This is a genomic window from Microbacterium sp. MYb66, assembly GCF_002979435.1.
Lineage (GTDB): Bacteria > Actinomycetota > Actinomycetes > Actinomycetales > Microbacteriaceae > Microbacterium.
Genome location: NZ_PCOV01000006.1, coordinates 184,209 through 210,610 on the forward strand (window position 1 = coordinate 184,209; position 26,402 = coordinate 210,610).

At 67.3% G+C, this 26,402-nt stretch carries 26 protein-coding genes; 1 reads left to right on the forward strand and 25 read right to left on the reverse strand.

The annotated features are described in order from the left end of the window. Window positions 1–9 precede the first annotated feature (9 nt). The 24 genes from dnaE to CQ045_RS13710 all read right to left on the reverse strand — a co-directional run bounded on the left by dnaE (window position 10) and on the right by CQ045_RS13710 (window position 24,722). The gene (dnaE, locus tag CQ045_RS13595) at window positions 10–3,528 is read right to left on the reverse strand and encodes a DNA polymerase III subunit alpha (RefSeq protein WP_105724564.1); all 3,519 of its coding nucleotides are present in this window, start codon (window positions 3,526–3,528) and stop codon (window positions 10–12) included. Window positions 3,529–3,594: 66 nt separating this feature from the next. Then, window positions 3,595–3,774, reverse strand: coding sequence for a hypothetical protein (locus CQ045_RS13600; RefSeq protein ID WP_146115245.1), 180 nt, complete (start codon window positions 3,772–3,774; stop codon window positions 3,595–3,597). A 129-nt stretch (window positions 3,775–3,903) separates the two neighbouring features. Continuing rightward, window positions 3,904–5,034, reverse strand: coding sequence for a hypothetical protein (locus CQ045_RS13605; RefSeq protein ID WP_105724568.1), 1,131 nt, complete (start codon window positions 5,032–5,034; stop codon window positions 3,904–3,906). Beyond that, window positions 5,021–5,620, reverse strand: coding sequence for an RNA polymerase sigma factor (locus CQ045_RS13610; RefSeq protein ID WP_105724570.1), 600 nt, complete (start codon window positions 5,618–5,620; stop codon window positions 5,021–5,023). The genes CQ045_RS13605 and CQ045_RS13610 overlap by 14 nt, the downstream gene beginning before the upstream one ends. Window positions 5,621–5,651: 31 nt before the next feature. Further along, on the reverse strand, window positions 5,652–6,260 hold the full coding sequence (locus tag CQ045_RS13615; protein WP_105724572.1) for a GNAT family N-acetyltransferase: 609 nt from the start codon (window positions 6,258–6,260) through the stop codon (window positions 5,652–5,654). Window positions 6,261–6,308: 48 nt separating this feature from the next. After that, window positions 6,309–7,229, reverse strand: coding sequence for an RluA family pseudouridine synthase (locus tag CQ045_RS13620; RefSeq protein WP_105724575.1), 921 nt, complete (start codon window positions 7,227–7,229; stop codon window positions 6,309–6,311). A 2-nt stretch (window positions 7,230–7,231) separates the two neighbouring features. Further along, window positions 7,232–7,927: a signal peptidase II gene (gene lspA, locus CQ045_RS13625; protein ID WP_374955025.1), complete on the reverse strand. Its 696-nt coding sequence runs from the start codon at window positions 7,925–7,927 to the stop codon at window positions 7,232–7,234. Window positions 7,928–7,936: 9 nt separating this feature from the next. Further along, the gene (locus CQ045_RS13630) at window positions 7,937–8,536 is read right to left on the reverse strand and encodes a DivIVA domain-containing protein (RefSeq protein ID WP_105724578.1); all 600 of its coding nucleotides are present in this window, start codon (window positions 8,534–8,536) and stop codon (window positions 7,937–7,939) included. Window positions 8,537–8,717: 181 nt separating this feature from the next. Then, window positions 8,718–9,017 (reverse strand): YggT family protein, encoded by a 300-nt coding sequence (locus CQ045_RS13635; RefSeq protein ID WP_105724580.1) that lies wholly within the window; start codon window positions 9,015–9,017, stop codon window positions 8,718–8,720. Window positions 9,018–9,020: 3 nt separating this feature from the next. Further along, on the reverse strand, window positions 9,021–9,494 hold the full coding sequence (locus tag CQ045_RS13640; RefSeq protein WP_017830233.1) for a cell division protein SepF: 474 nt from the start codon (window positions 9,492–9,494) through the stop codon (window positions 9,021–9,023). Window positions 9,495–9,537: 43 nt separating this feature from the next. Beyond that, window positions 9,538–10,245 (reverse strand): YggS family pyridoxal phosphate-dependent enzyme, encoded by a 708-nt coding sequence (locus CQ045_RS13645; protein WP_105724582.1) that lies wholly within the window; start codon window positions 10,243–10,245, stop codon window positions 9,538–9,540. Then, on the reverse strand, window positions 10,242–11,384 hold the full coding sequence (gene ftsZ / locus CQ045_RS13650; RefSeq protein WP_105724584.1) for a cell division protein FtsZ: 1,143 nt from the start codon (window positions 11,382–11,384) through the stop codon (window positions 10,242–10,244). Before ftsZ ends, CQ045_RS13645 begins: the two co-directional genes overlap by 4 nt. 164 nt (window positions 11,385–11,548) lie before the next feature. Further along, complete coding sequence (locus tag CQ045_RS13655) at window positions 11,549–12,496, reverse strand: FtsQ-type POTRA domain-containing protein (protein ID WP_105724586.1); 948 nt, start codon at window positions 12,494–12,496, stop codon at window positions 11,549–11,551. A 3-nt stretch (window positions 12,497–12,499) separates the two neighbouring features. After that, complete coding sequence (gene murC / locus CQ045_RS13660; RefSeq protein WP_105724588.1) at window positions 12,500–13,900, reverse strand: UDP-N-acetylmuramate--L-alanine ligase; 1,401 nt, start codon at window positions 13,898–13,900, stop codon at window positions 12,500–12,502. Window positions 13,901–13,940: 40 nt separating this feature from the next. Further along, entirely contained in the window at window positions 13,941–15,017 is a 1,077-nt protein-coding gene (locus tag CQ045_RS13665; RefSeq protein ID WP_105724590.1) for a glycosyltransferase, read from the reverse strand. Continuing rightward, on the reverse strand, window positions 15,014–16,219 hold the full coding sequence (ftsW, locus tag CQ045_RS13670; RefSeq protein WP_105724592.1) for a putative lipid II flippase FtsW: 1,206 nt from the start codon (window positions 16,217–16,219) through the stop codon (window positions 15,014–15,016). Before ftsW ends, CQ045_RS13665 begins: the two co-directional genes overlap by 4 nt. Beyond that, window positions 16,188–17,723, reverse strand: a complete 1,536-nt coding sequence (gene murD, locus CQ045_RS13675) for a UDP-N-acetylmuramoyl-L-alanine--D-glutamate ligase (RefSeq protein ID WP_105724593.1) — start codon at window positions 17,721–17,723, stop codon at window positions 16,188–16,190. Before murD ends, ftsW begins: the two co-directional genes overlap by 32 nt. Further along, entirely contained in the window at window positions 17,713–18,819 is a 1,107-nt protein-coding gene (gene mraY, locus CQ045_RS13680; RefSeq protein ID WP_105724595.1) for a phospho-N-acetylmuramoyl-pentapeptide-transferase, read from the reverse strand. Before mraY ends, murD begins: the two co-directional genes overlap by 11 nt. Beyond that, window positions 18,816–20,228 (reverse strand): UDP-N-acetylmuramoyl-tripeptide--D-alanyl-D-alanine ligase, encoded by a 1,413-nt coding sequence (gene murF / locus CQ045_RS13685; RefSeq protein ID WP_105724597.1) that lies wholly within the window; start codon window positions 20,226–20,228, stop codon window positions 18,816–18,818. Before murF ends, mraY begins: the two co-directional genes overlap by 4 nt. 27 nt (window positions 20,229–20,255) lie before the next feature. Further along, window positions 20,256–22,025 carry a penicillin-binding protein 2 gene (locus tag CQ045_RS13690; RefSeq protein ID WP_105724598.1) on the reverse strand — a complete coding sequence of 590 codons (1,770 nt, stop codon included), beginning with the start codon at window positions 22,023–22,025 and terminating at the stop codon, window positions 20,256–20,258. A gap of 28 nt (window positions 22,026–22,053) precedes the next feature. Further along, window positions 22,054–22,614: a hypothetical protein gene (locus tag CQ045_RS13695; protein ID WP_105724600.1), complete on the reverse strand. Its 561-nt coding sequence runs from the start codon at window positions 22,612–22,614 to the stop codon at window positions 22,054–22,056. Beyond that, window positions 22,611–23,549, reverse strand: coding sequence for a 16S rRNA (cytosine(1402)-N(4))-methyltransferase RsmH (gene rsmH, locus CQ045_RS13700; RefSeq protein WP_105724602.1), 939 nt, complete (start codon window positions 23,547–23,549; stop codon window positions 22,611–22,613). The genes CQ045_RS13695 and rsmH overlap by 4 nt, the downstream gene beginning before the upstream one ends. Before the next feature lie 102 nt (window positions 23,550–23,651). Continuing rightward, window positions 23,652–24,083 (reverse strand): division/cell wall cluster transcriptional repressor MraZ, encoded by a 432-nt coding sequence (gene mraZ / locus CQ045_RS13705; protein WP_028501511.1) that lies wholly within the window; start codon window positions 24,081–24,083, stop codon window positions 23,652–23,654. 264 nt (window positions 24,084–24,347) lie between these two features. After that, a complete protein-coding gene (locus CQ045_RS13710; RefSeq protein WP_105724604.1) occupies window positions 24,348–24,722 on the reverse strand; it encodes a DUF3040 domain-containing protein in 375 nt (124 codons plus the stop codon). 97 nt (window positions 24,723–24,819) lie between these two features. On the opposite strand from CQ045_RS13710, the gene CQ045_RS13715 reads away from it, so the two are divergent. Beyond that, window positions 24,820–25,908: a polyprenyl synthetase family protein gene (locus CQ045_RS13715; RefSeq protein ID WP_258131066.1), complete on the forward strand. Its 1,089-nt coding sequence runs from the start codon at window positions 24,820–24,822 to the stop codon at window positions 25,906–25,908. Between the two features lie 12 nt (window positions 25,909–25,920). Here the strand turns inward: CQ045_RS13715 and CQ045_RS13720 are convergent, their stop codons facing one another. Next, window positions 25,921–26,289 (reverse strand): Rv2175c family DNA-binding protein, encoded by a 369-nt coding sequence (locus CQ045_RS13720; RefSeq protein WP_374955026.1) that lies wholly within the window; start codon window positions 26,287–26,289, stop codon window positions 25,921–25,923. Between the last annotated feature and the right edge of the window lie 113 nt (window positions 26,290–26,402).

Below are 26,402 nucleotides of genomic sequence, written 5' to 3' on the forward strand. Positions count from 1 at the left end.
CCTACCCGCTCACCCCAGACAGGTGGGTCCGAGCAGCGACTTGAGGTCACCGAAGAGATCGGCGGTGACCTTGACCGGCATAGGGACCTCGAACACCTTCGCCGTCCCGCCGCGGTGCACCCGGAGCACGACCTCGGTGTCGCCGTTGTGCCGGCGCAGCACCTCCGCCAACTCCGTCATCACGCGCTCCGTGGCCCGCTGCTCGGCGAGCACCAGTGACAGCGGCCCCGCTGCGTCGAACGATCCGACGTCGGGCGCGAAGGCAGACTGGGCATGAAGGTTGAGTCCGTCGTCACGTCTCGAGACGCGCCCGCGCACAGCAAGGATCGCGTCCTGCTGCAGCGTGTGCTGGAACTCGGTGTAGGTCTTGCCCATGAACATCACGGTGACCTCGCCGTTGAAGTCCTCGATGGTGATCATGCCGTACGGGTTTCCGCTGGCCTTGGCGACGCGGTGTTGCACGCTCGTCACGAGCCCGGCCACCGTCACCTGGTCGCCGTCCTGCATGTCCTCGGAGTTGTTGAGGTCGTTGATCGAGATCGACGCGTGCTTCGCCAGCGGGACCTCGAGCCCAGCGAGCGGATGATCGGACACGTACAGACCGAGCATCTCGCGCTCGAAGGCGAGCTTGTCCTTCTTGACCCACTCGGGTCGAGCGGGCACCTTCGCCGGAGCCGCCTCTTCCATACCGTCGTAGAGGCTGTCGAAGTCGAACCCGATCGCACCCTGGGCCTCGTTGCGCTTGCGGTCGACAGCTGCTTCGACCGCGTCTTCGTGCACCTCCATGAGCGCTCGGCGGGTATCACCCATCGAGTCGAAGGCGCCGGCCTTGATCAGCGATTCGACGGTGCGCTTGTTCGAGACGTGCAGTGGCACCTTGTCGAGGAAGTGGTGGAACGAGGTGAACCGCTCGTCCTTGCGCGCCTGCACGATCCCCTCCACGACGTTGCTGCCGACATTGCGCACTGCGCCGAGGCCGAAGCGGATGTCGTCGCCGACGGCGGCGAAGAAGTTGATCGAGTCGGACACGTCGGGCGGGAGCACCTTGATCCCCATGCGACGGCATTCGTTCAGATAGAGCGCCATCTTGTCTTTGGAGTCGCCGACGCTGGTGAGCAGTGCCGCCATGTACTCCGCGGGGTAGTGCGCCTTGAGGTAGGCGGTCCAATACGACACGAGGCCGTACGCGGCGGAGTGAGCTTTGTTGAACGCGTAGTCCGAGAACGGAAGCAGGATGTCCCAGAGCGCCTTGATCGCCGCCTCGCCGAATCCGCGCTGCTTCATTCCGCCCGCGAAGCCCTCGTACTGCTTGTCGAGCTCGGACTTCTTCTTCTTGCCCATCGCTCGACGGAGGATGTCTGCTTGTCCGAGGCTGAACCCGGCTACCGCTTGAGCGATGGCCATGACCTGCTCCTGGTAGATGATGAGACCGTAGGACTCCTCGAGGATCTCCGCCAGCGGCTCCTCGAGCTCAGGGTGGATCGGCGTGATCTCCTGCAGACCGTTCTTGCGCAGCGCGTAGTTCGTGTGGGAGTTCGCTCCCATCGGGCCCGGGCGGTACAGGGCGATGAGGGCCGAGATGTCGCCGAAGTTGTCGGGCTTCATCAGGCGCATGAGGGAACGCAGCGGTGGGCTGTCGAGTTGGAAGACGCCCAGTGTGTCGCCGCGGGCGAGGAGCTCGTACACCCCCGGATCGTCCAGGCCGAGATGTTCGAGGTCGAGTTCCTCGCCCCGGTTCGTCCGGATGTTGTCGAGCGCGTCGGAGATGATCGTGAGGTTGCGGAGCCCCAGGAAGTCCATCTTGATCAGGCCGAGCGACTCGCACGACGGGTAGTCGAACTGCGTGACGATCTGACCGTCCTGCTCCCGCTTCATGATCGGGATGATGTCGAGCAGCGGGTCGGACGACATGATCACGCCGGCGGCGTGCACGCCCCACTGACGCTTCAGACCTTCGAGACCGAGAGCGCGGTCGAAGACCGTCTTGGCCTCGGGGTCGGTCTCGATCAGCGCACGGAACTCGCTCGCCTCTTTGTACCGGGGGTGCGCGGAGTCGAACATGCCGTCGAGGGGCATGTCCTTGCCCATGACGGGCGGCGGCATCGCCTTGGTCAGCCGCTCCCCCATGCTGAACGGGAAGCCGAGCACTCGACCCGCGTCCTTCAAGGCCTGCTTGGACTTGATGGTGCCGTAGGTGACGATCTGCGCGACGCGCTCCGAGCCGTACTTCTCCGTGACGTAGTCGATGACCTCGCCACGGCGCCGGTCATCGAAGTCGACGTCGAAGTCGGGCATCGAGACGCGGTCGGGGTTCAGGAACCGCTCGAAGATCAGGCCGTGCTCGAGAGGGTCGAGGTCGGTGATCTTCATCGCATACGCGACCATGGAGCCGGCACCGGAGCCACGGCCGGGACCGACCCGGATGCCGTTGTCCTTGGCCCAGTTGATGAAGTCGGCGACGACCAGGAAGTACCCGGGGAAGCCCATCTGCAGGATGATGCCGGTCTCGTACTCGGCCTGCTTGCGCACCTTGTCGGGAATGCCACCCGGGTACCGGTAGTGCAGTCCGGTCTCGACCTCTTTGATGAGCCAACTGTCTTCGGTCTCGCCGTCCGGCACCGGGAACCGCGGCATGTAGTTCGCTGAGGTGTCGAACTCGACCTCGCAGCGCTCGGCGATCAACAGGGTGTTGTCGCAGGCCTCCGGGTGATCGCGGAACAGCTGCCGCATCTCCGCGGCGGTCTTGATGTAGTAGCCGTCGCCGTCGAATTTGAAGCGGTTCGGATCGTCCATGGTGGAGCCCGACTGCACGCACAGCAGAGCCTCGTGCGCATCTGCCTCGTGCTGGTGCGTGTAGTGCGAGTCGTTGGTCGCGACCAGCGGGATGTTCAGGTCTTTCGCGAGGCGGAGGAGATCGGTCATCACCCGGCGCTCGATGGAGAGACCATGGTCCATGATCTCGGCGAAGTAGTTCTCCTTGCCGAAGATGTCCTGGAACTCCGCCGCCGCCGCGCGCGCCGCGTCGTACTGGCCCAGCCGGAGCCGCGTCTGCACTTCGCCCGACGGGCACCCCGTCGTCGCGATGATCCCCTTGCCATAGGTCTGGAGCAGCTCGCGGTCCATGCGGGGCTTGAAGTAGTAGCCCTCCATGCTCGACCGGGAACTGATCCGGAAGAGGTTGTGCATGCCTTCGGTGCTCTGGCTCCACATGGTCATGTGGGTGTAGGCGCCCGAGCCGGAGACGTCGTCGCTCTTCTGGTCGGGCGAACCCCACTGCACGCGCGTCTTGTCGCTGCGGTGCGTGCCCGGGGTCATGTACGCCTCGAGCCCGATGATCGGCTTGATGCCCGCGTTCCGCGCCGCGTTGTAGAACTCGAACGCCGCGAAGGTGTTGCCATGGTCGGTCACCGCGATGGCCGGCATGCCGTAATCGGCGGCCGCCTGGGTCATCGCATTGATCTTCGCCGCACCGTCCAACATCGAATACTCGCTGTGCACATGCAGGTGGACGAAGGAGTCGGATGCCATGCTTCGAGTCTAAGGTGGGGCCCCGACACCGGAGGTCGGTGTCGGGGCCCTGGGACGCCCCTCCGGTTAGGGCAGCGCGTCGACGATCGCGGCGGTGAACGTCTTACGGATGTCCGGGACATCCGTCGGGACCATGTCTCCAGCCGCGTCATCGGTCCGATCGAACCGGATGCTCAGCTGCGTCACCCATCCGGTCGCCGTGTCGATCGAGATCCACTGCGTCTGCGGGGAGTCGATGGCGGTCACGCGGAGCCGGTAGGTGACGACGGTCCCGTCGGCCGCCACCACCTCTGTGCCCGAGCGACCGCTGAATGATCTCGCTGTCTGTGCTCACACCATCTATTGCTCCGAAATCCACCGACGGTTCGAAACTCGTCACGGAGCAGTGTCGACGACGGACACCGAATACGAGCGTCGCGAGTCTGGCACCGCATCGGGCACGAGTGCGGAGCCGGAACCGCTCGTGACCGTGGTCTCCGTCACGAGACCGGTGCTCATGTCGATCGCAGCCGTCCGGCGCACCGTCGTGGGGTTGCCCGCGAGGTCCTCGATCGGGGTCACCAGAGCGACCGTGAAGACGTTTCCTGCGACGCCCGTGAGCTCGAATCCATCGAGCATGCTCAGGGCGGTGTACATCGCAGCGCGTACCTCTGCCGACCCGATGTTCTTGGAGAGAAGCTCGATCAGCAGCCAGCCGACCTTGGTGTTATGCGCCTCGGGCGGCGTGTCCTGGTGCTCATCGATCCAGTCGATGAGCTGTGCGGGATCCTTCGGCATCGATTCGAGGAAGTCCACGAGCAGGGTGCTTCCTTCGACCGTCGTCCACGGTGCGAGAGGGCCACCGACCATGCTGGTCGGCCCGGACGGCGCGGAGCCCGCCCCCGCGTCGAGCAGATACTGCTGCAGCCCCTGCTGGGCGTCCTGTCCATAGAGAGTGCCCGTCGCACTGGACGTGCCGAGGTATCGCCACTCGCCATGTGGATCCGCCGGCACGTAGGTCTCGAACGTTCCGCCCATCTCCCAGGCGCCGGTCGCGGTCGACCTGTCCGCCGCGAGCTCACCCCAGCCGTTGACCGGCTCGTAGTACACGACATCGTGCAGGTCCGCCTGGATTCGGAGGTACTGCCCCGGCGCGACGGTCAGCCCCGAGAAGGTCGCGGCAGCAGTGCCCGCCGCCCCGAACGCGCTCGAAACCGTGAGCGGCTCGACCGTCGGCTGCGGAGTGGGACTCGGCTCGACCGACGGTCGAGGCTCCGGGGTGGGCACAGCCTCGACACGGCCTGCCGGCGGCGCGAACGCGTTCACGACCAGGACTCCAGCGGTGACCGCGGCAGCGGCGCCCACGAGTCCGGACGCGATGATCCAGCCCCGACGTGCAGCGCGCTGCCGAACGGGCTGTGGCGCACCGTGGATCTCGGTGAGCAGCCGCTGACGTGCGGTCGAGATGTTCTCCTCGGCGCCCTCGATCTCCGGACGCGTCTGCGTGACCTTCTCAAAAACGTTCATGGGAGACTCCTTCCTGCTCGACCTCGACCGACTGTGCGTGTGCCTGCGCCCTGCGCGCCGGATCCAGACGGCGGCGCACACGGTTCAACCGTGACCGAACGGTCCCCACCGGCACTCCGAGCGCCGTCGCGACCTCGTCATAGGTCAGGCCGTGCCAGGCATAGAGCAGCAGCGTCTCGCGGTCCTTCGGCGCGAGCGCGGCGATCCGGGACTTCATCGACTTCACCCGACGTTCCGCATCGACCCTCGTCATCGCTTCGTCGACCCCACCCTCCGACGAATGCTCCTCGCCCGTGACGGATGCCGCGAACGACCGCCAATGCTTCGCCTCCACCGCCCGGTGCCTGCGAATCAGGCGCGAGGCGATGCCGAGCAGCCAGGGCACTGCCGATTCGACGTCGGCGTCGTAGTCGGCACGGCGGCGGAAAGCGACGAGGAACGTCTCGCTCAACACGTCTTCCGCGGCATGCCGTCCGATGCGATAGGTCGCGAAGGCGTTCACGGCGCGCGAATGTCGGTCGAAGAGCTCGGCGAATGCCGGCGGATGCGTCAGAGATCGTCTGATGATCTCGCTGTCAGTGCTCACGCTGTGTATTGGTCGTTATCCGCCGAACGGTTCACGCTTTCTTCGTCTTGCTCGACTTCTTCCCCGATGTCCGAAGATCGAGTCGCATCAGGACCCGGGGGAACCCGTCGAGCACTGACTCGGTGTCGGCCGCCTTCACGAAACCGGCGCTCTCGAAGAGCGCCCGTGTACCCACGTACGCCATCGTCAGATTCACCTTCTCCCCGCGGTTGTCGACCGGGTAGCCCTCGATGGCCGGAGCGCCGCGCTCCCTCGCGAACGCGACAGCACCCTCGATCAGCGCATGCGAGATCCCCTGCTTCCGATGGCCGGGACGCACGCGGATGCACCACAGCGACCAGACATCGAGGTCGTCGACGTGCGGGATCAGCCGGTTGCGTGCGAAGCTCGTGTCGGTCCGCGGATGCACGGCCGCCCAGCCGACGGGCTCGTCGTCCAGATACGCGATCACACCCGGCGGCGGATCCTCGTGGCAGAGCTGGCGGACCCGGTCGGCACGAGCCTCGCCCTTCAGCGCGACGTTCTCTTTGCTGCCGATGCGGTAGCTCAGGCAGAAGCACACGTTGGACGTCGGCTTCTTCGGCCCCACCAGTGTCGCGACGTCGTCGAACACGGTCGCCGGGCGAACCTCGATGGTCATGCGCTCAGTGTCGCGCACTTCACGGACATCCTGAGGGAGAAGCGCGGTCTACTCGCCGCGCAGCACGTCCAACGCGTGACGGAAGTCATCGGGATACGGAGACTCGAACTGCACCCAGTCCCCCGTCGCCGGGTGGGCGAACGCCAGCCGATGAGCATGCAGCCACTGACGGGTGAGCCCCAGTCGTGCCGACATGGTCGGGTCGGCGCCGTACAGCGGGTCCCCGACGCACGGATGCCGGTGCGCGGCCATGTGCACGCGGATCTGGTGAGTGCGGCCGGTCTCGAGGTGGATCTCGAGCAATGATGCCCCGGGGAACGCCTCGAGCGTCTCGTAGTGCGTGACCGATGGCTTCCCGTCCGGGACGACGGCGAACTTCCAGGAGTGGTTCGGATGACGGCCGATCGGTGCATCGATCGTCCCCGCCAACGGATCGGGATGCCCCTGGACGACTGCGTGATAGATCTTCTCCACCGTGCGGACCTTGAACGCCTGCTTCAGGACCGTGTAGGCGTGCTCGGACTTCGCGACGACCATCAGGCCGCTGGTGCCGACATCCAGACGGTGCACGACCCCCTGACGCTCCGGAGCGCCGCTGGTCGCGACGCGGAAACCCGCCGCGGCGAGGGCTCCGACGACAGTGGGTCCCTCCCACCCGACAGAGGGATGCGCGGCGACACCGGTCGGTTTGTCGACCACGACGATGTCGTCGTCGTCGTACACGATGCCCAGCTCGGGCACCGCGATCGGGACGATCTTCGGTGCCTCCTTCGGCTGCCATTCGACGTCGAGCCAGCCGCCGCCGCGCAGGCGGTCCGACTTGTCGAGCGTCACCCCGTCCAGACGCACGCCACCGGCGGCGGCGACGTCAGCCGCGAACGTGCGGGAGAACCCCATCAGCTTCGCCAGCGCAGCGTCGACGCGCGTCCCGTCCAAACCGTCGGGAACGGGCAGAGACCGTGACTCCACGGTCAACGCCCTTCCGATGCGGGAGCAGCATCCTCCGAAGGCGCGTCGTCGTCGGTCGCGAGTTCTGTTCCCGCGGTCTTCGTCGAGACGTCGTCCCCATCCACGAAGTCGGCATCCGTCTCGGTCGCGGCCACAGCAGCTGCGGCGGCCGCTTCGGCCTCTTCCTCGGTCTCGACCACGGCGTGATCACGTTCCCGAGTGCCGTCGAAGCGGAGGCCGAAGACCACGAGCAGGGCGACCGAGATCATGCCCGTCACGATGAAGATGTCCGCGACGTTGAAGATCGCCGGCATCATCCACGGCATCGAGATCATGTCGACCACGTGCCCGACCGGGAATCCCGGTTCACGGAACAGCCGATCGCTGAGATTGCCCAGGACGCCGCCGAGCAAGCAGCCGAGAACGACGGCCCAGAGTCGCGAACGAAGCCCGAACGCCTTCCAGATGATCACGGATGCGACCACTGCAAGGGCGATCGTGAAGATCCAGGTGACCTCTGACCCGAGAGAGAAGGCTGCTCCGGGGTTTCGGACGTAGTACAGCTGAAGGAACTCACCGAGCACCGGTACCGGCTCCTGCAACGGCAGGTTCTCGATCGTGAGGTACTTCACAAACTGATCGGCGGCCAGTACGAGCGCTGCGAGAATCGCAACGACCGCACCGGCCGCCGACCGACGAAGGGGACGGCGTCCTGACAAGAGGGCGCCTTACAGACCGATCGCGGAAACGGGCGTGGAATCCGTGGTCGCCGACTTCTCGTCGAGCTCGCGGAGCTGGCCCTCGATGTAGCCGCGCAGCTGCGAGCGGTAGTCGCGCTCGAAGTTGCGGAGCTCGGTGATGCGAGCTTCGAGAGTGTTGCGCTCGCGCTCGAGACGCGCCGACTCTTCACGCTGCTTGGCCTCGGCCTCGGTGCGGATACGGGCGACCTCGGTCTCGGCCTCGGCGATCAGCGCGTTGCGCTTCGCCTCGCCCTCGGCGACGTGCTCGTCGTGCAGACGCTGTGCGAGCTCGATGATGCCGGCGGTCGCGGTGGCGGAGCCGGTCGGAGCGGGCTCGGCCGGGACCTCGGCGACAGGAGCCGGAGCCTCTGCAGCGGCCGGAGCGGCGGCGGGCTGGGCGGCTTCAGGAGCTGCACCGGACTCGTACGCGGCCAGCTTGGCCTTGAGCTCGACGTTCTCCTCGAGGGCCTTGCGCCACTCGATGACGATCTCGTCGAGGAAGTCGTCCACCTCGTCCGGGTCGAAGCCGTCCTTGAAGCGGACGTGCTGGAACTGCTTGGTGACGACGTCATCCGGGGTAAGTGCCATGGGTGGCTCCTCTTTCGATGAGTTCGATTGCCAGTATCGATGTATGGCGTGGTCGTGATGTGGCGCGAACCCGGGGCGCGCACCTGGGTGCCAGCATAGTCCCCGCGCCTCAGCGTCGCGATGTCACGACACCCAGAGTGCGTGAACTCGTCGTCGCCTCACCGAGGGATCTGCCAGGAGTTCAGCGGATGAACAGCCCCACGATGTTCATCAGGATCAGGACGATGAGCAGGGTGAGCGCAAACCCGAAATCGAGTGAGAGCGTACCGATCCGCAGCGGTGGGATGATCCGCCGGAAGAACCGGATGGGTGGATCGGTGACCGTATAGACGGCCTCAGCGGCGACCAGGCCGAACCCCTTCGGACGCCACTCCCGGTTGAACATCGGGATGTAATCCAGAATCAGGCGTGCGAAGAGCACGAAGATGTACAACAGCAGCACCAGATGGACGATGCTCGCTGCGACGGAGACCAGCTCCACGGGCTACGACTGGTCGAAGCCCGCAGACTCAGCGTCTGCGTGTGCGATGCCCCCGTGGCCCGAGACGGCGATGTTCTCCGGCGAAAGCAGGAAGACCTTCGAGGTCACGCGCTCGATACGGCCGTAGAGGCCGAGGGAGAGCCCGCTCGCGAAGTCGATGAGGCGGCGCGCATCGGCATCGCTCATCTGCGAGAGGTTGATGATGACCGGGACGCCTTCGCGGAAGCTCTCCGCGATCAGCTGAGCGTCACGGTACTGCTTCGGGTGGACGGTGAGGATCTCGTTCACGGCTCCTGCAGACGGCTGTCGGACGGCGACGGGGCGACGCAGCGGCGTGACGGGGGCCGGTGCCGGCTCCTCGCGATCACGGTCGCGTTCGCGGTGAGCGCGGGCGGGCGCCTGCGTCTCCTCTTCGTAGACCTCTTCTTCATCGGCGAGGCCGAGATACACCATGGTCTTCTTCAGCGGGTTACCCATCGTGTCCTCCGGTTCGAACGTGTCGGGCTGGTCTTTTCACAGGTTAACCCCGGTCGGGCCGGGGGCCGGTGATTGCGGAGCCGATCCGCAGGTGTGTCGCGCCGGCGGCGATCGCCTCGACGAAGTCGCCGGTCATCCCGGCGGAGATCCAGGACGCGGAAGGTTCCACGCCACGGATGGCGTCCGCGACGTCGCGCAGACGTGCGAATGCGGAGGCGGGCTCCTCATCCAGGGGTGCGACGGCCATCACACCGCGCAGACGCAGCGACGGGAGATCCAGAACGTGCTCCGCGAGCGCGACCGCGTCAGCGGGCACGACCCCTCCTCGCCCCTGGTCGTCGGTGAGGTTGATCTGCACGAGGACGTCGAGCAGATCATCGTCGTCCGCCGCCTTGTGCAAGGCGTCCGCGAAACGGTCGCGATCGACCGAGTGGACGACATCCGCGCTTCGCCGGATCGCCGCCGCCTTGTTGGTCTGGCCCTGCCCGATGAAGTGCCAGCGCAGATCGAGAGCCTCGAGCTCCCCCTCCTTGGCCGACAGTTCCTGCTGACGGTTCTCCCCGACGTCCCGCACGCCGAGCCCGTGCAGCTCCTGCACCAGGGATGCCGGGTGGAACTTCGTCACCACGATTCGGGTGATCTCCTCGGGGTCTCGACCGGCCGACTGCGCGGCCGCGGCGATCCGTTCATCGATCGCCGACAGCCGCGCTGCCAAACCGGAAGGCGCGGGGGCGTCGACCGGCGAGGTCACTTCAGGAATTCGGGGATGTCGATGTCGTCGTCTGCGAAGGCCGGCTCGATGCTGGTCGCCGGAACGCGCTGCTGCACGGGCTCGGGCTGGGCCGGCTCGCTGGCCGACTCCGCCTCGTCCGTGAGGGCGACCTCGGGAAGCGATGCCGTCGACGGACGCGAGACGACCATCGGGTCCAGTCGCAGGGACGGCTCTCCGCCGTCGAAGCCTGCGGCGATGACGGTCACCCGCACCTCGTCGCCGAGGGTGTCGTCGATGACGGTACCGAAGATGATGTTGGCCTCGGGGTGCGCCGCTTCCTTCACGAGGTCTGCGGCGTCGTGGATCTCGAAGATGCCGAGGTTCGAGCCACCCTGGATCGAGAGCAGCACACCGTGCGCACCCTCGATGCTCGCCTCCAGGAGAGGCGATTCCACGGCCAGCTCTGCCGCCTTGATCGCACGGTCCGCACCGCGCGCGGACCCGATACCCATGAGCGCGGAGCCCGCGCCCTGCATGACCGACTTCACGTCGGCGAAGTCGAGGTTGATGAGACCCGGGGTCGTGATGAGGTCAGTGATGCCCTGCACACCGGCGAGGAGCACCTGGTCTGCCGTCGCGAACGCCTCGATCATCGAGATGCCGCGGTCACTGATCTCCAGGAGACGGTCGTTCGGCACCACGATGAGGGTGTCGACCTCTTCCTTGAGCTTGGCGACGCCCGCCTCCGCCTGGCTCTGGCGGCGGCGACCCTCGAACGAGAACGGCTTGGTCACGACACCGATGGTGAGGGCGCCGATGGACTTCGCGATGCGAGCCACCACGGGCGCACCACCGGTTCCGGTGCCGCCGCCCTCGCCGGCCGTCACGAAGACCATGTCGGCGCCGGTCAGGGCCTGCTCGATCTCCTCGGCGTGGTCCTCCGCAGCGCGGCGACCCACCTCCGGATCCGCTCCGGCACCGAGCCCGCGGGTGAGCTCGCGGCCCACGTCGAGCTTCACGTCGGCGTCGCTCATGAGCAGCGCCTGCGCGTCGGTGTTCACGGCGATGAACTCGACTCCTCGGAGACCGAGATCGATCATGCGGTTCACGGCGTTGACGCCGCCACCGCCGACGCCGACGACCTTGATCACGGCGAGGTAGTTCTGGTTCTGGCTCATGGCCGGCCTCCGATTATTCGAGCCTGGAAGTGGGTGAACCTTAAACCTCAACTAGAGGTGTAAAGTATTTCCCGGTATTGCGTTCTCTTTGATCGACGGTAAGCGCCGCCTGCCCGCGCGCGCGCAAAGACATGGGCGTGTCGCGCCATTCCCCGCGAAAGCCGTCAGCCGACGACGGCCACGTCGGGAGAAGTGACGTCGATCGACCCGGCGTCCGGATGGGCGGCCATGGTCGCCGAGAGGGTGACGGCCTTGAAGGCGGAGTCGTCCGCGCTCCCCCAGACCACGGTGAGCCCGCTGCTGAGAGTCAGAGTCACATCGTCCGCGGTGGTCGCGACGACACCGGTCAGCACGGCTCGGACGTCCGGAGGCAACGACCGGACCACAAGACCCGCGCTGCGAAACGCCGCCGAGTCCACGCCCCCTTCGACGTCGATCACCGGCTGTCCGGCGGGCTGGTCCGATGTGGTCGAGAGAGCGACGCCGGCCGCGTCCACCAGCGTGTACCCGGCATTCGAGCGGATCACGCCGACAGGGGTGCGCTCCACGATGCGCACAGTGAGGTCGTGCGGTGGTCGCGCTTCGAGGGAATAGGTCTCGATGAGCGGGAAGGCCAGCAACGCGGCCTTCACCTCGCTGGTGTCGACGAGCGCGAGGGGTGTGCCGATCTGCTCGCCGAGCGCCGCCTCGATCGTCGCGGGGTCGAGCGTGGAGGCACCCGCGATCGTGATCTTCTCGACGGCGAAGAGGGGGCTGTAAGCGGCCGCGACACTTCCGCCGATCAACAGCACGAAGGCGCCCATACTGCTCAGCCAGATGATCCTCCGCCGTCGCGAACGCTGCGTGAATCGGCGGATCTCCGCCCGAAGCGCCTTGCGTCTGGCGCGCGCCGCCCGCCACACGTCCCTGGTCGATGTCGGCTGCGGGTCGTCGGTCGCGACGCTCTCCGGGAAGCCGACGGCGGCCGATGTGCCGGGCAGCCCCTCGTCCGGCCCTGCCAGGTCCTCCACGGCACCGGCATCGCGTCGCCGCTGGCGGCTCTTCTCCCCCGGCGCGGCATCCTTCTCGCCCGGGGTGTCCGGGGCGGTCGGAAGCGGTGCAGGCCGGCGCATCGACTACGCCTCGTCGGTCCGACGCAGCGAGTCGAGAACCTGCGGGATGATCTGGTAGACGTTGCCACAACCGAGCGTGACGACGAAGTCACCGTCACGCGCAACCGTGGCGGTGTAGTCGGCGGCCTGCTGCCAGTCCACGACGTAGTGCACGTGGGACGGGTCGCGGAAGGCACCGCTCACCAGCTCTCCCGTGACTCCGGGGACGGGATCCTCGCGCGCACCGTATACATCGAGCATCACCGTGTGGTCCGCGAACTCCTCGAGGACGTCGGCGAACTCCTGGTACATGTGCTGCGTGCGGGAGTACGTGTGAGGCTGCTGGATGGCGATGATCCGCCCCGAACCCGCGATGCTGCGCATCGCCTCGAGAGCGGCACGCACCTCGGTCGGGTGGTGGGAGTAGTCGTCGTACACCGTCACTCCGCGCTCGACACCGTGCTGCTCCAGCCGACGCACGGTGCCGGCGAACCCCTCGACGGCGCGCACGGCATCGACGAGCGGGTAGCCCAGGGAGCGCAGGACCGCGACGGCTCCCGCCGCGTTGATCGCGTTGTGCACCCCGGGCACCGCGAGCTGCATCCGCGCCTGGTCGCCCTCGTGCGTGATGGTCGCCGCGACGGGGCCGGATGCGACGATGTCGGTGACTCGCACGTCGGCGAACTCCGCCTGGCCGAACGTGACCACGTTCCCGTGGGAGAGGTCGGCCCTGACGCGGAGCGCACCGGGGTCGTCGCTGGAGATCACGACCGCTTCCGTCGCCGCGTCGGCGAACTGCACGAAGGCCCGATGGAAGGCCTCGTCGGATCCGTAGTGATCCAGGTGGTCGGGATCGACGTTGGTGATCAGCGCCACCGCGGTGTCGTAGAGCAGGAAGGTGCCGTCGGACTCATCGGCCTCGACCACGAACAGATCTCCCGTGCCCGTCGCACTCGATGTGCCGAGCTGCTCGATCACACCGCCGTTGACGAAGTGCGGGTCGGCACCGAGGTCGCGAAGCGCGGTGACGATCATGCCGGTCGAAGTGGTCTTGCCATGCGCTCCGGCGACGGAGACCAGCCGGCGGGAGCCGATCAGCCAGTGCAGGGCCTGCGAGCGGTGGATGACGTGGAGTCCGCGCGCCTTCGCGGTGACGAACTCGGGATTCTCCGGCCAGATCGCGCCGGTGTGGACGACGGTGTCGGCGTCGCCGAGATGGGCCGCATCGTGGCCCACGTGCACGGTCGCTCCCGCTGCAGCCAGCGCACGCAGATTGTCGCTGTCGGCGCGGTCGCTGCCGGAGACACGAATGCCGGCGTCGAGGAACATCTTCGCGAGGCCGCTCATGCCGGATCCGCCGATGCCGATGAAGTGCGCGGAGGTGATCGTCTCGGGAATGGGGAGGGAGAGGTCGGGTCTGATCATGTCCGGTTCAGTCTACTTTTCTTCGGTGTCTTCGACCGCGTCAGGCCGCGTCGAGCGCGCGGTCGATGAGGGTGATCACGTTCTCGGTGCCGGAGCGGGTACCTGCCGTCTCGGCCGCCGCTGCCATCCGCGCGATCCGCTCGCGGTCGCTGAGCAGAGGGACGACCAGACGTCTGACGGCGTCGCCGTCGAAGGTCGCGTCGTCGAGGAGCTCAGCCGCTCCGGCGGCGACGGCCGACGCCGCGTTCAGACGCTGCTCGCCGTTGCCCACCGAATACGGCACGTACAGCGCGGGGATGCCCAGGGCGCTGATCTCGCTCACGGTCGCCGACCCGGACCGGGACACGATCAGATCCGCGAGGGCGAACGCGAGATCCATCCGGTCGATGTAACGGCGCAGGGCGTATCCGGGGGCCCCCGGATCGGCGAGATCACTGCGCTCACCCGTCACGTGCAACAGCTGCCACCCGGCAGCCAGGACGTCCTGCCAGGAATCGGCCAGAGCCTCGTTGAGTCGCTGCGCGCCGAGCGAGCCGCCGAAGACGAGGAGAACGGGCCGTTCGGCATCGAGCCCGAAGTACTCGGCCGCCTCCGCGCGGGACGCGGTGCGGTCGAGCGTGATCACTTCCTGGCGCAGGGGCATGCCGACCACCACGCTGCCGCGCAGCGGAGTGCCCTCGAACGCGACGCCCACGGCCGCGGCTCGACGAGCGCCGAGCACGTTCGCCAATCCCGGCTTCGCGTTGGCCTCGTGCACGACGAACGGCACGCCTTCCCGCCGCGCCGCCACGTAGGCCGGTGCCGACGCGTATCCGCCGAATCCGACGACGACATCGACGGAGTGCCGACGGATGTGCTCACGCACCTGAGAGATGGCTCGGCGGAACCGGCCCGGGAATGCGAGGGCCTGACGGTTCGGTCGGCGGGGGAAGGGGACCTTGTCGACGATGAGCAGTTCGTAGCCTCGTTCCGGAACGAGACGGGACTCCAGCCCCTCGGCGGTGCCGAGCACGAGAACGGAGGCGTCGGCGTCGCGCTCGCGAAGCGCATCCGCGACGGCGAGCAGGGGGTTCACATGACCGGCGGTGCCACCGCCGGCGAGGAGATACGAGGTCACTTGGCGACCCTACCCCGCTCGGCTGACTGCTTCTCGGTCACGGGGATCGTGCGCGCGAAGGCGAGGAGCACGCCGCACGCGATGAGCACGGCGAGCAGGGCCGTGCCGCCCTGGGACATGAACGGGAGCGGGACTCCCATCACGGGGAACAGGCCGATGACGACGCCGATGTTCAGCACCGCCTGGCCGACGATCCACACCGTGATGCCACCTGCGGCGACCCGGATGAAGGGATCCGGCGTCTTCCGGATGATGTGGAACGCGCCGACCGTGAAGAACGTGAACAGAGCGAGCACCACGATGCATCCGATCAGGCCCAGCTCCTCCCCCACGATCGCGAAGATGAAGTCATTGCCCGCAGCAGGCAGCCACCCGTACTTCTCCTGGGAGTTGCCGAGTCCCAGTCCGAAGATCCCGCCGGTGGCCATCCCCCAGATCCCGTGGATCGACTGGTAGCAGTCGGTGTAGTACAGCGCCATGTTGTCGCAGGTGGCCGTGATGCGCCGCATCCGGTCCTCGCTCGACAGCGCATACGCGAGCACGGCGACGACGCCCAGTACCACCGGGATGATGAACAGACGGAGCTTGACCCCGGAGAAGAACAGGCAGCCCAAGAGGATGAGGACCAGCACCATCGCGGTGCCGAGGTCCTTGCCCGCAAGCACCGTGCCGATCGCGAGCGCGCCGACCGGGATCACGGGGATGAACACGTGATGCCAGGTGCCGAGCATCGTGCGCTTGCGCAGCAGCACGGCCGCGATCCACAGCGCGAGCGCGAGCTTGAGGAACTCGGACGGCTGCAGCGTGAAGCCGGCGATCTTGACCCAGTTCCGGTTTCCACCGTCTTCAATGCCGAGCGGCGTGAACACGAGCATCTGCAGGGCGACCGCGCCGAACAGAGCCGGCCACGCCATCTTCTTCAGGAACGCGATCGGGAGGCGGCTGATCAGGAACATCAACGGGATGCCGAGAAGGGCGAACACGCCCTGACGGAGCACACCGTCCATGGGGTTCACGCCCCGGGAGACGGCCGTCGCGCTCGTCGCCGACAGCACCATGACCAGACCGAACAGAGTGAGCAGCAGCGCGGTCGAGGCGATGAGCAGGAACTCCGTCGACACCGGGGTGAACCGGCGCCCGAGCGAGACCCTGGCCGCGAGACCGCCGGACTCAGAGCGCGGAGGGCGGGACACCTGCGTCATCGGCGCTCCCCCGGTCGATCCAGTTCCGCACCGCCTCGGCGAAGCGATGGCCCCGATCCGAGTAACTGGAGAACTGGTCGAAGGATGCCGCCGCCGGGGCCAGCAGAACCGTGCCCTCGCCGTCGACGATCCCCGCCGCGATCTCCACGACACGGTTCATGACTTGTCCAGTCTCGTCAGCTTCCACCTCGAACACCGGCACCGCGGGCGCGTGTCGTCGGAATGCCGCGACCACCGCGGCGCGCTCGACTCCGATCACGACGGCCGCGCGGGCTGTTCCGCCGACATCCGCGACGAGATCGGCGATGTCGACGCCCTTCAGATCGCCGCCGACCACCCACACGGCTCCCGGGTACGCTCGCAGCGACGACGCGGCGGCGTGGGGGTTCGTGGCCTTGGAATCGTCGATCCAGACGACGCCCGCATGGCGGGCGATGACCTGGATGCGGTGGGCATCGAGCCGGAACGACTTCAGCGCTGTGTGGATCGCCTCCGGCTCGATGCCGAGCGACCGCGCCAGGGCGGACGCCGCGAGGATGTTCTGCACGATGTGCGGCGCCACGAGGCCCACCTCGGCGAGGTCTGCGATCGTCGTCAGCTCGAGGGCGCTGCGCGCACGATCGTCGAGGAAGGCGCGATCGACGATCAGTCCCTCCACCACGCCGATGTCGCTCGGCCCCGGGATGCCGAGGTCGAAGCCGATCGCCCTGGCGCCTTCGACGACCTCCGCCTCCTCGACCATGACCCGAGTGGCTTCATCGGCCTTGTTGTAGACGCAGGCGACGCGGGTGTTGCGATACACCACGGCCTTCGCGTCGCGGTACGCCTGGGCGCTTCCGTGCCAGACAAGATGGTCGTCGGCGAGGTTGAGGCACACCGAGGCGTACGGGAACAGCTCGCCCTCGGGCCGGGACTGACCGAGGTACCAGAGCTGATGGCTCGAGAGCTCGACGACGAGGACGTCGAACCCGGCCGGGTCACGCACCGCGTCGAGCACCGGCACGCCGATGTTGCCGCACGGGGCTGCCCGGAGCCCGCCCTCGACCAAGAGGGTGGCCGTCAGCTGGGTCGTGGTCGTCTTGCCGTTCGTCCCGGTGATGAGCACCCAGTCCGCCGGAGTGCCGTCGGCACGGACGACCTTGTCACGCACCCGCCAGGCGAGCTCCACGTCGCCCCAGATCGCGATGTCCGCGTCCTGGGCCCAGCGGATCACCGGGTGGGACGGGGCGAACCCCGGCGAGGCGATCACGACTTCGGGCGCGAAGTCGACGAGAGCGGCCGGCACCTCGGCGAGCGGGCCCAGTTCGAGCCGGGCGCCGATCACCGGGAGCAGACGCTCGTATTCCTCGTCGGCGGATTCGCTGAGCACCAGCACATCGGCGCCGAGCTCGGTCAGGGTGTCCGCCACCGAGAAGCCGGTCATCGAGAGGCCGAGGACGGCGACGCGCAGGCCACTCCAGTCGGCGTTCCAGCTGGTCAGGCCGCGGAGTCGCTCAGCCGACACGTGTGAGCCATTCGACGTAGAAGAGTCCGACGGCGGAAACCGCGAGCAGGCCAGCGATGATCCACATCCGGACGACGATCGTGACCTCGGACCAGCCCCGCATCTCGAGGTGGTGGTGGAACGGGCTCATGAGGAACAGGCGCTTGCCGCGAGTGATCTTGAAGTAGGCGCGCTGCAGGATGACGGAACCGGACGACAGGACGAATACACCGGCGATCACGAGCAGGAGAAGCTCGGTGCGGGTGAGGATCGCCATCGCGGTGATGACGCCGCCGATCGCCATCGAACCGACGTCTCCCATGAAGACCTTCGCCTTGGGCGCGTTCCACCAGAGGAATCCGATGAGGCTGGCTGCGACCGAGGCGGCGATGATCGCCAGGTTGAACGGATCACGCACCTCGTAGCATCCGCCGAGGGCGTCGGGGTCGCCTCCGATGCAGGGCTGCTTGAACTGCCAGAAGGCGATCACGCTGTAAGCGCCCACGACGATGACACCCGCGCCGGCGGCGAGGCCGTCGAGACCGTCGGTGAGGTTGACGCTGTTCGAGGTGGCGACGCCGATGATCGAGATCCATGCGAGGTAGAGGATCCAGCCCAGGATCACCCCGAACGCGAACAGATTGAGCCAGGTGATGTCGCGGAACAACGAGATCGAGGCGCTCGCGGGCGTCTGCCCCCACTTGTTCGGAAAGCTCAGCGCGACGATGCCGAACGGGATGATGACTAGCAGCTGGCCGATGACCTTCCGCCAGCCGGAGAGTCCGAGACTGCGCTGGCTGCGCACCTTCATGTAGTCGTCGATGAAGCCGACGGCGCCGAATCCGACCATCAGCCAGATCACCAGGATCGCCGACAGCGCCGGAACCTCGCCGCTGACGAAGACGCCGGTGAAGTAGCCGACGATGGACCCGACGATGAAGATGACCCCGCCCATCGTGGGGGTGCCCCGCTTCGCCTCATGGCTCGGATTGTGAACGGACTCCGGGGTGCGGATGACCTGCCCCCAGCCCCACTTCCGGAAGAGCCGGAGGAAGACGGGAGTCAGGAACAGGGTGAAGGCGAGCGAGATCGCCGCCGCCATGATGAGTGACCTCACGAGAACAATTCTCCCAGACGATCGCCGAGATGCCGGAGGCCCACGGAATTGGATGACTTCACGAGCACGCGGTCGCCGTCGCGGAGCTCGGTGCGGAGGTACTCGAAGGCTGCCTCCTGGTCGGGCAGGTGGATGGCCTCACTGTCCCAGGAGCCTTCGCCGACGGCCGCGAGATAGAGCCTTCTCGCCTCGGGACCGACCACGACGATCCGCTGGATGTTGAGTCGCACGGCGAGCAGCCCGATCCGGTCGTGCTCCTCCCCCGCACTCTCTCCGAGTTCGCTCATGGCACCGAGGACCGCGACGGTGCGCTCCTCCGGGCCAGTGATCTGCGCGAGCGTGCGCAGCGCGGCAGCCATCGAGTCCGGGCTGGCGTTGTAGGCGTCGTTGATGATGCGCACCCGGTCGCTGCCCAGAGGCTGCATGCGCCACCGCTCGGCGATCTCCACCGTCTCCAGGCGCGCGACCGCGTCGGCGGGAGCGACGCCGAGCACGAGCGCCGCAGCGATCGCGGCCAGCGCGTTCGAGACATGGTGGGCGCCGAGCACGCGGAGGCGCAGGGGAAGCTGCTCGCCTCCTGCGGCGATGAGGCAGGATGTGCCGGATGCCGACACAGTGATGTCGCTCGCGCGCACGTCAGCCGCCGGCCCCTGTCCGAAACCGATGACCTGAAGGCCACGCTCGTTCGCGAGTTCCCGCATTCCGGCGACGCGGGGGTCGTCGACGTTGAGCACGGCCGTTCCGGGCACGCGGGCCGCAGCCACGAGCTCGGCCTTCGCCTTCGCGGTCGCCTCGATCCCCCCGAAGCCTCCGGCGTGGGCCATGCCGACCATGAGCACGACCGCGACGTCGGGCTCGACGAGGCCTGCGAGGTGCGCGATGCTCCCGGGCGCGGCCGCCCCGAACTCGCTCACGAGGAAACGGGTGCGCTCGGTCACTCGCAGCATGGTGACCGGAGCGCCGACCTCGTTGTTGAAGGACTTGATCGGGGCGACGGTCTCACCCTCGCCCTCGAGGATGCGTGCGAGGAAGTTCTTGGTGGTGGTCTTGCCGTTCGACCCCGTTATGCCCACGATCCGGAGTGCACCGCCGGCACGGACGCGCGCGACCACCTCGCGGGCGAGGTCTCCGAGTGCCGCGACCGCATCCGAGACGATGATCTGGCTGACGCGCACGTCGACCATGTGCTCGACGATGGCGAGCACGGCTCCCGCCTCCACGGCCGATCCCACGAAGCGATGTCCGTCGGTCTCGGCTCCGGGCTTCGCGACGAAGATCGATCCGGGGGCCATCGTGCGGGAATCGGTGTCGACGAGACCGTCGACCACCGTCTCCGTCGTGTCCTCTCCGGCCACACGCAGTTCACCACCGACAGCGGCGGCGATCTCAGCGAGCGTCAGGGCGATCATTTCATCTCCATGCGCGGCTCTCGCCGACTATCCGAACTTGGGAAGGAGCTCGTCCATCGGGACAGAGGACGGCATCACGCGATAGGTCTTCATCACCTGCGTCATCGCCTTCTGGAAGGCGGATGCGGTGGCCGCGGACGATACAACCTTAGTCGGCTCATCCAGGGTGACCACGACGACGTACTGCGGATCGTCGACCGGAGCGAAGCCCACCATGCTGGTGTAGTAGACCCCCGCCTTGTAGCCGCCGTTGCCGTCCGAGACCTGCGCCGTACCCGTCTTGCTCGTGACCCGGTACCCGGGAACCTGGATGCGATCGGCGTTGCCGCCCTGCACGGCCACGTTCTCGAGCATCCGTGTGAGCTCGGCGGCCGTCTGCTCGGTGACGATCTGCTCGTGCTTCGGGGCCTTCGGGGTGGTGACGCTGCCGTCCGAACCGGTGCACGACTCGACCAGTGAGATGTCGATCTTCTCGCCCCCGTTCGCGATCGCCTGATAGGCCCCCGCGAGCTGTGCCGCCGTGACGGTGAAGTACTGGCCGAAGGTCGTCGTGTAGAGGGACTGGCTGTCCCAGTCGCTGACCGGATGCAGGATGCCGCCGACCTCGGAGGGGAAGTCGAGCGTCTTCTCGCCGACGCCGAACCTCTCGAGGTAGTCGTAGCGCACCTCGGGAGCGACCATGGTTCCGAACTTCGACAGCGCCACGTTCGAGGAGTCGATGAGGCCACCGGCGAGCGTGTAGTTGTAGGCCGGGTGGCTGAACGCGTCGTTGACCACCGCACCGTTCGGGAACTTCTCGCGGGAGGCGGCGCTCACCGTGCTCAGCGGTGTCAGACCGGCGCCTTCGATGGCGGCGGCAGCGGTGATCGCCTTGAACGTGGAACCCGGTTCGAAGTCATGGTGGAAGATCTGGCTGGCCCTGGTCGCCGGCGTGGAGGCGTCGAGGTCGTTGGGGTCCAGCGCCGGCCACTCGGCGGCCGCGCGGATCTTCCCCGTCTTCACCTCGACCACGGTGACCGTTCCGCCCTTGGCACCCTGCTTCTGCGCCTCTTCGGCGATCATCTGCTGCAGGTACCAGTTGAGATCGCTGTTGATCGTCAGCTGCACGGAACCGCCGTCGACGGCTTCGACCGTGCGTTCGCTTCCCGGGATCACGACCCCGTCCTTGCCCTTGCGGTAGGTCTCCTCGCCGTCGATGGGCGCGAGGCACGCGTCGTCCAGCTGTTCGACTCCGGCCTGCGCTTCGCCCGAGTTGTCGAGGAACCCGAGGATGTTGCCGGCGACCGCACCGTTCGGGTACACCCGCGTCTCGCGCGACGGCATGCTCAGGTACGAAGAGATTCCGAGCTCACGGAGCTTGATGTACTGCTCGGTGTTCAGACCGCGCTTCAGCTCCACATACTGACTGTCCGGGTTCTCGGCGAGTGCGTTGGACACCAGCGCCCGCACCTCGTCTCCGGTCTGCCCGGTGATCGCGGCGATCTTGTCCGATGCCTCCGCCCACGGCAGCTCGGGATCCTTCTCCTCGACCAGCATGATCACCTGCGGGCTGAGCTGCGCGTCGTAGACGAGCACGCTGGAAGCGAGCACCGTCCCGGCGGAATCGACGATCGAACCGCGCTGGCCGGGGATGGAAGAGCCGGCACCGAGATGCTCGAGCGATTGGGAGACGTGCTCGTCCGCGCTCACGACCTGGATGTCGACCAGTCGCACGACGAAGGCCGCCAGCACGGAGAGGATGACCGCGAGGGCGACGACGGTGCGTCGCCGCGGTCCGCGGGTGGCTCGTGTCGTCATGGGATCTCTCCGTCGATCGTGTGTGCGGTCAATGCGTGGTGGGGCTCGGCAGCCCGTCGGTGATCGCCGGCGGAAGGTCTTGCGCCGGCTGATCGGTGGCCTCGTCTTCCGTCGCCGTCGCCGGAGGCGGTGGGTCGACGATCAACGCATTGCTCACCGCGCCGGCGCCGTCGGGGTTGACCGTCGAGTTCCAGTCCGCTCCGGCTCCCGTGCCGAAGACGGCGCCATCGCTGAGACGGAGGTACGAGGGCGAGCCGGCCACCACCATCCCCAGACCGGCGGCGCTGCTCGCGAGCACCTGCGGCGAGCTCAAGCCGGTGAGCTCCTCCTGCAGCGCGTGCGTGCGCAGGTTCAGCTCACGCTGCTGGGACGAGAGGCCGGCGAGAGTGAACGAGTCCTGGGTGATGGCAAGGGACAGCCCGACCTGGGCCGCTCCGATCGCGAGCGCTCCGCCCAGAGCGATGAGGGCGTACGCGAGCTTGGGCTTGCGACGTGCGGCGGGGCGGTTGACCGGCTGCAGCCGCCGCTGAGGTTCGCGTGCCGGTGCGACCGGCTGCGCCGGTTTGCGGACTGCGGCATTCAGGCTCATGCGCTCTCCCGCAGCTTCTCGGCGGCGCGCAGGCGCACCGGGATCGCACGGGGGTTCCGTGCGCGTTCGTCGTCAGCGGCGAGTTCGGCGCCCTTGGTGAGGATGCGGAAACGCGGAGCGTGCTCAGGGAGTTCGACGGGGAGACCGGCCGGGGCCGTCGAGGCTGCGGCTGCGGCGAACGCCTGCTTGACCAGGCGGTCTTCGAGCGACTGGTAGGACATCACCACGATGCGGCCGCCGACTCCGAGTGCTTCCATCGCAGCGGGAATCGCGTCGGCGAGCACGTTGAGCTCGGTGTTCACCTCGATCCGGAGTGCCTGGAACACGCGCTTCGCCGGGTGCCCTGCGCGCTGCGCCGCGGCGGGAGTTGCGGCGATGAGTATCTCCACCAGCTCCCCGGAACGGGTGATCGGCTGCTTCTGGCGGGCCTCGATGATGAATCGCGCGTAGCGGCCTGCGAGCTTCTCTTCGCCGTACCGTTCGAAGATACGGCGAAGATTCCCTTCGCTGTACGTCGCGATCACGTCGGCGGCGGTGACGCCCTTCGTCTGATCCATCCGCATGTCGAGCGGGGCATCCTTGGAGTACGCGAAACCACGCTCGGCTTCATCCAGCTGGAGCGAGGAGACACCGAGGTCGAAGAGGATCCCGGATGCTCCCTGAGCGTGCAGCCCGATCTCGTCGTAGACCGTGTGCACGAGAGTGAGGCGATCCCTGAAGCGGGCCAGCCGCTCGCCCGCGATGCGCAGTGCGTCGGTGTCGCGGTCGAGTCCGATCAGGCGGATATTCGGAAAACGCTCGAGCAGCGCCTCCGAGTGACCGCCCATGCCGAGAGTGGCATCGACGAGCACCGCCCCGTCCGCCTTGAGGGCGGGGGCGAGCAGCTCGACGCATCGGTCGAGCAGTACTGGGGTGTGAATGTCTCGGAGGTTCATGATCTTTCTCGGGGTGACCTTCGGCTCTGATCCCCCTCCGCTTCTCGACCCGGCACCGGGGAAGTGTGTCGGGGCGGGAGCGGCGGGGCATCACAGCCGTGGTCAGAAGAGTCCCGGAATCACCTCCTGCTCGAGGTCGGAGTAGGTCTCCTCGCCGGCGGCGAGGTAGGCGTTCCAGCTCTCGGCATCCCAGATCTCGGCGTGGGCGCCGACTCCGGTGACGATGAGCTCCTTCTGCAGTCCTGCGTACTGACGCAGGTGCACAGGGATGGTGATGCGGTTCTGGCTGTCTGGCATCTCCGCACTCGCACCGGAGAGGAACAGGCGCATGAAGTCACGCGCCTGCTTGTTGGCGAGCGGAGCCTGACGGATCCGCTCGTGCATCGCCTCGAACTCGGCCGTGCTGAACACATAGAGGCAGCGCTCCTGCCCGCGGGTGACGACGATTCCGCCGCCGAGGTCCTCGCGGAACTTCGCAGGAAGGATGACCCGTCCTTTGTCGTCCAGCTTGGGTGAGTGCGTACCCAGCAACATCGGCCATCACCCCCTCTGCGTCCGGCCAACTCGAGGTGCGCCCCACTTTACTCCACTTTCCTCCACATTCCTACGATCAATCCGCGGAATCACGGCTGAAGGCTCACCTGGCGCGTCGAAGAACCGCGTGATTCCGCGGTGGAGGAGAGTGGAGGCGTGGTGGAGGACTCAGCGAAGGCCTGACGAGACCCCTGCGCGTCGCTCGTTAACGAGAGAAGCCCGGATGCTCAGCATCCGGGCTTCTCTTGCGAAGTCGTGAAGGGGTCAGTGACCGTCTTGGCGGCGATCCCATCGATCGTTCATGCGATCCATGAACGAAGCGGAATCCTGCCGCTTGGGCGCGGGGCGCTCGCGAGACTCCACCGGGCTCACCCGGCGCACCGGGGTGACCGCGACCATGACACCGGCGAGCATCGCGGCGAAACCGACGACGCCCACCACGATGCCCCACACGCCGCCGAGGATGACGCCGGCGACCAGGCCGCCGACACCGGCGAGCAGGAGGAGTGCGCCGTAGACGAGATTTCGGTAGCTCAATGCGCGATCGCCGGACGGCGCGCTCACGACGTCGGCGTCGTTGTGGAGGAGATGGCGTTCCATCTCGTCGAGCAGACGCTGCTCCTGTTCGGAGAGTGGCATTTCGTCCCCCTCGGGTATCGTGCCTTCCATTCTACGCGCGCCGAGGCGTCCGCGGCTAGCAGTTCGACCTCCCCTTGCTTTACGTATGCTGGGAGTCGTGCCGTCCTCCTCCCCCGTCCCTGACGCCGTCGCCGCACGATTGGACCGCTTCCTCGCGAGAGTGCGCGATGAATCCTCGGACTACGGCCCGGATGCCGAAGCGTTCCTGGATGCCGCCGCAAGAACCCTCGACGGCGGGAAGCGGTTGCGCGCCCGGTTCTGTCACGCCGGGTGGCGCGCTGTCGCCCGCTTCAGCGATCGCGCAGCGACGGAGACGGATGCTCTCTGGGACATCTGCACCGCCCTGGAGATCTTCCAGTCGGCCGCGCTCGTCCATGACGATCTGATCGACAACTCGGACACCCGCCGCGGTCGCCCGGCGGCGCACCGCGCACTCGAGGCCTCGCACCGCGCAGCGGCATGGTCAGGAGACGCTGAGGCCTTCGGTCGTGCCTCCGCCATCCTGCTCGGCGACCTCCTCGTCGCCTGGAGCGACGATCTGCTCGAGTCCGCCCTCGAGGGGCTCGCGCACGCCCGCGACGTGCGTTCCGAATACGCCAGGATGCGCCGCGATGTGACCACGGGCCAGTTCCTCGACATCGCCGAGGAGTCGGCCTGGAGCGTCAACGACGGTCGCCTCCACGCCGAACGAGCATTGCGCGTGGCGTCGCTCAAATCCGCCCGGTACAGCATCGAGCAGCCGCTGATCCTGGGTGCCGCCCTCGCCGGCGCCCAGGCGGATCAGACGGCGGCGCTGCGGCGCTTCGGCCACCCGATCGGCATGGCCTTCCAACTCCGCGACGACGTGCTCGGGGTCTTCGGCGATGCGTCCGTCACGGGCAAGCCGGCCGGGGATGATCTTCGAGAGGGCAAGCGCACCGTTCTCGTCGCCCTCACCCGGCAGTCTCTGGACGCGTCTGCGAGGAGTCTTCTGGATGAGATGCTCGGAGACCCGGATCTGACAGCACAGCAGGTGTCGTTCCTGCAGGCCACGATCACCGGATCCGGTGCGTTGGATCAGGTGGAGGCGATGATCGCCGACTACGCGCGCGAAGCCGACCGGGCCCTGTCGGGCGCTCGTCTCGACAACGCCGCGGTCGGGGAGCTGCGCGAGCTCGCTCGAGCAGCGACGGTGCGCGCCGCCTGAAGCGGGCTCGTCTCAGGCGAGCGTGCGCGCGAGGCGGCGGACCGCGCTCTTGTGTCCCGCGAGCAGCGCGTCGATCGGCGAGCGGCCGAGGCTCTCCTCTTCGGCGAGCAGCCAATCGATCAGCTCGTCGTCGGAGAAGCCGGCGTCCTGCAGGACGATGATCGTTCCGCGCAGCGAGCTCAGCGGGTGCCCATCGACGATGAAGATGCCGGGCACGGCGAAGACACCCGTACGCCGGGAGCCGACCAGGTAGTGGTCGTCGATCAGACGGCGTACTCGGCCGAGGGGCTCATCCAGCGCCTCGACGAGGTCGGGCATCGTCAGCCACTCGACGGCAGCGGCGGCAGGGGTTCCAGCAACGTTCTCAGACACGTTGCCCACTATCTCACCTTCGTACGGGCCTCGCATGTCGACCCACCAGTCACATCCGTCACTTGCGCCACTCCTGTTGACTTCTGTTTACATCCGTGTCAGCGTGAAGTGCTCGAAAAGGG

What these genes read in the sequence shown, in the direction of transcription:
- murF (WP_105724597.1), bottom strand. Translation starts at nt 20,228, where the DNA reads ATGATCGCCCTGACGCTCGCTGAGATCGCCGCCGCTGTCGGTGGTGAA.
- murC (WP_105724588.1), bottom strand. Translation starts at nt 13,900, where the DNA reads ATGATCAGACCCGACCTCTCCCTCCCCATTCCCGAGACGATCACCTCC.
- CQ045_RS13640 (WP_017830233.1), bottom strand. Translation starts at nt 9,494, where the DNA reads ATGGGTAACCCGCTGAAGAAGACCATGGTGTATCTCGGCCTCGCCGAT.
- dnaE (WP_105724564.1), bottom strand. Translation starts at nt 3,528, where the DNA reads ATGGCATCCGACTCCTTCGTCCACCTGCATGTGCACAGCGAGTATTCG.
- CQ045_RS13710 (WP_105724604.1), bottom strand. Translation starts at nt 24,722, where the DNA reads ATGCCACTCTCCGAACAGGAGCAGCGTCTGCTCGACGAGATGGAACGC.
- CQ045_RS13690 (WP_105724598.1), bottom strand. Translation starts at nt 22,025, where the DNA reads ATGACGACACGAGCCACCCGCGGACCGCGGCGACGCACCGTCGTCGCC.
- CQ045_RS13695 (WP_105724600.1), bottom strand. Translation starts at nt 22,614, where the DNA reads ATGAGCCTGAATGCCGCAGTCCGCAAACCGGCGCAGCCGGTCGCACCG.
- ftsW (WP_105724592.1), bottom strand. Translation starts at nt 16,219, where the DNA reads ATGACGCAGGTGTCCCGCCCTCCGCGCTCTGAGTCCGGCGGTCTCGCG.
- mraZ (WP_028501511.1), bottom strand. Translation starts at nt 24,083, where the DNA reads ATGTTGCTGGGTACGCACTCACCCAAGCTGGACGACAAAGGACGGGTC.
- ftsZ (WP_105724584.1), bottom strand. Translation starts at nt 11,384, where the DNA reads ATGAGCCAGAACCAGAACTACCTCGCCGTGATCAAGGTCGTCGGCGTC.
- CQ045_RS13605 (WP_105724568.1), bottom strand. Translation starts at nt 5,034, where the DNA reads ATGAACGTTTTTGAGAAGGTCACGCAGACGCGTCCGGAGATCGAGGGC.
- CQ045_RS13630 (WP_105724578.1), bottom strand. Translation starts at nt 8,536, where the DNA reads ATGGCACTTACCCCGGATGACGTCGTCACCAAGCAGTTCCAGCACGTC.
- rsmH (WP_105724602.1), bottom strand. Translation starts at nt 23,549, where the DNA reads ATGAACCTCCGAGACATTCACACCCCAGTACTGCTCGACCGATGCGTC.
- CQ045_RS13615 (WP_105724572.1), bottom strand. Translation starts at nt 6,260, where the DNA reads ATGACCATCGAGGTTCGCCCGGCGACCGTGTTCGACGACGTCGCGACA.
- CQ045_RS13655 (WP_105724586.1), bottom strand. Translation starts at nt 12,496, where the DNA reads ATGCGCCGGCCTGCACCGCTTCCGACCGCCCCGGACACCCCGGGCGAG.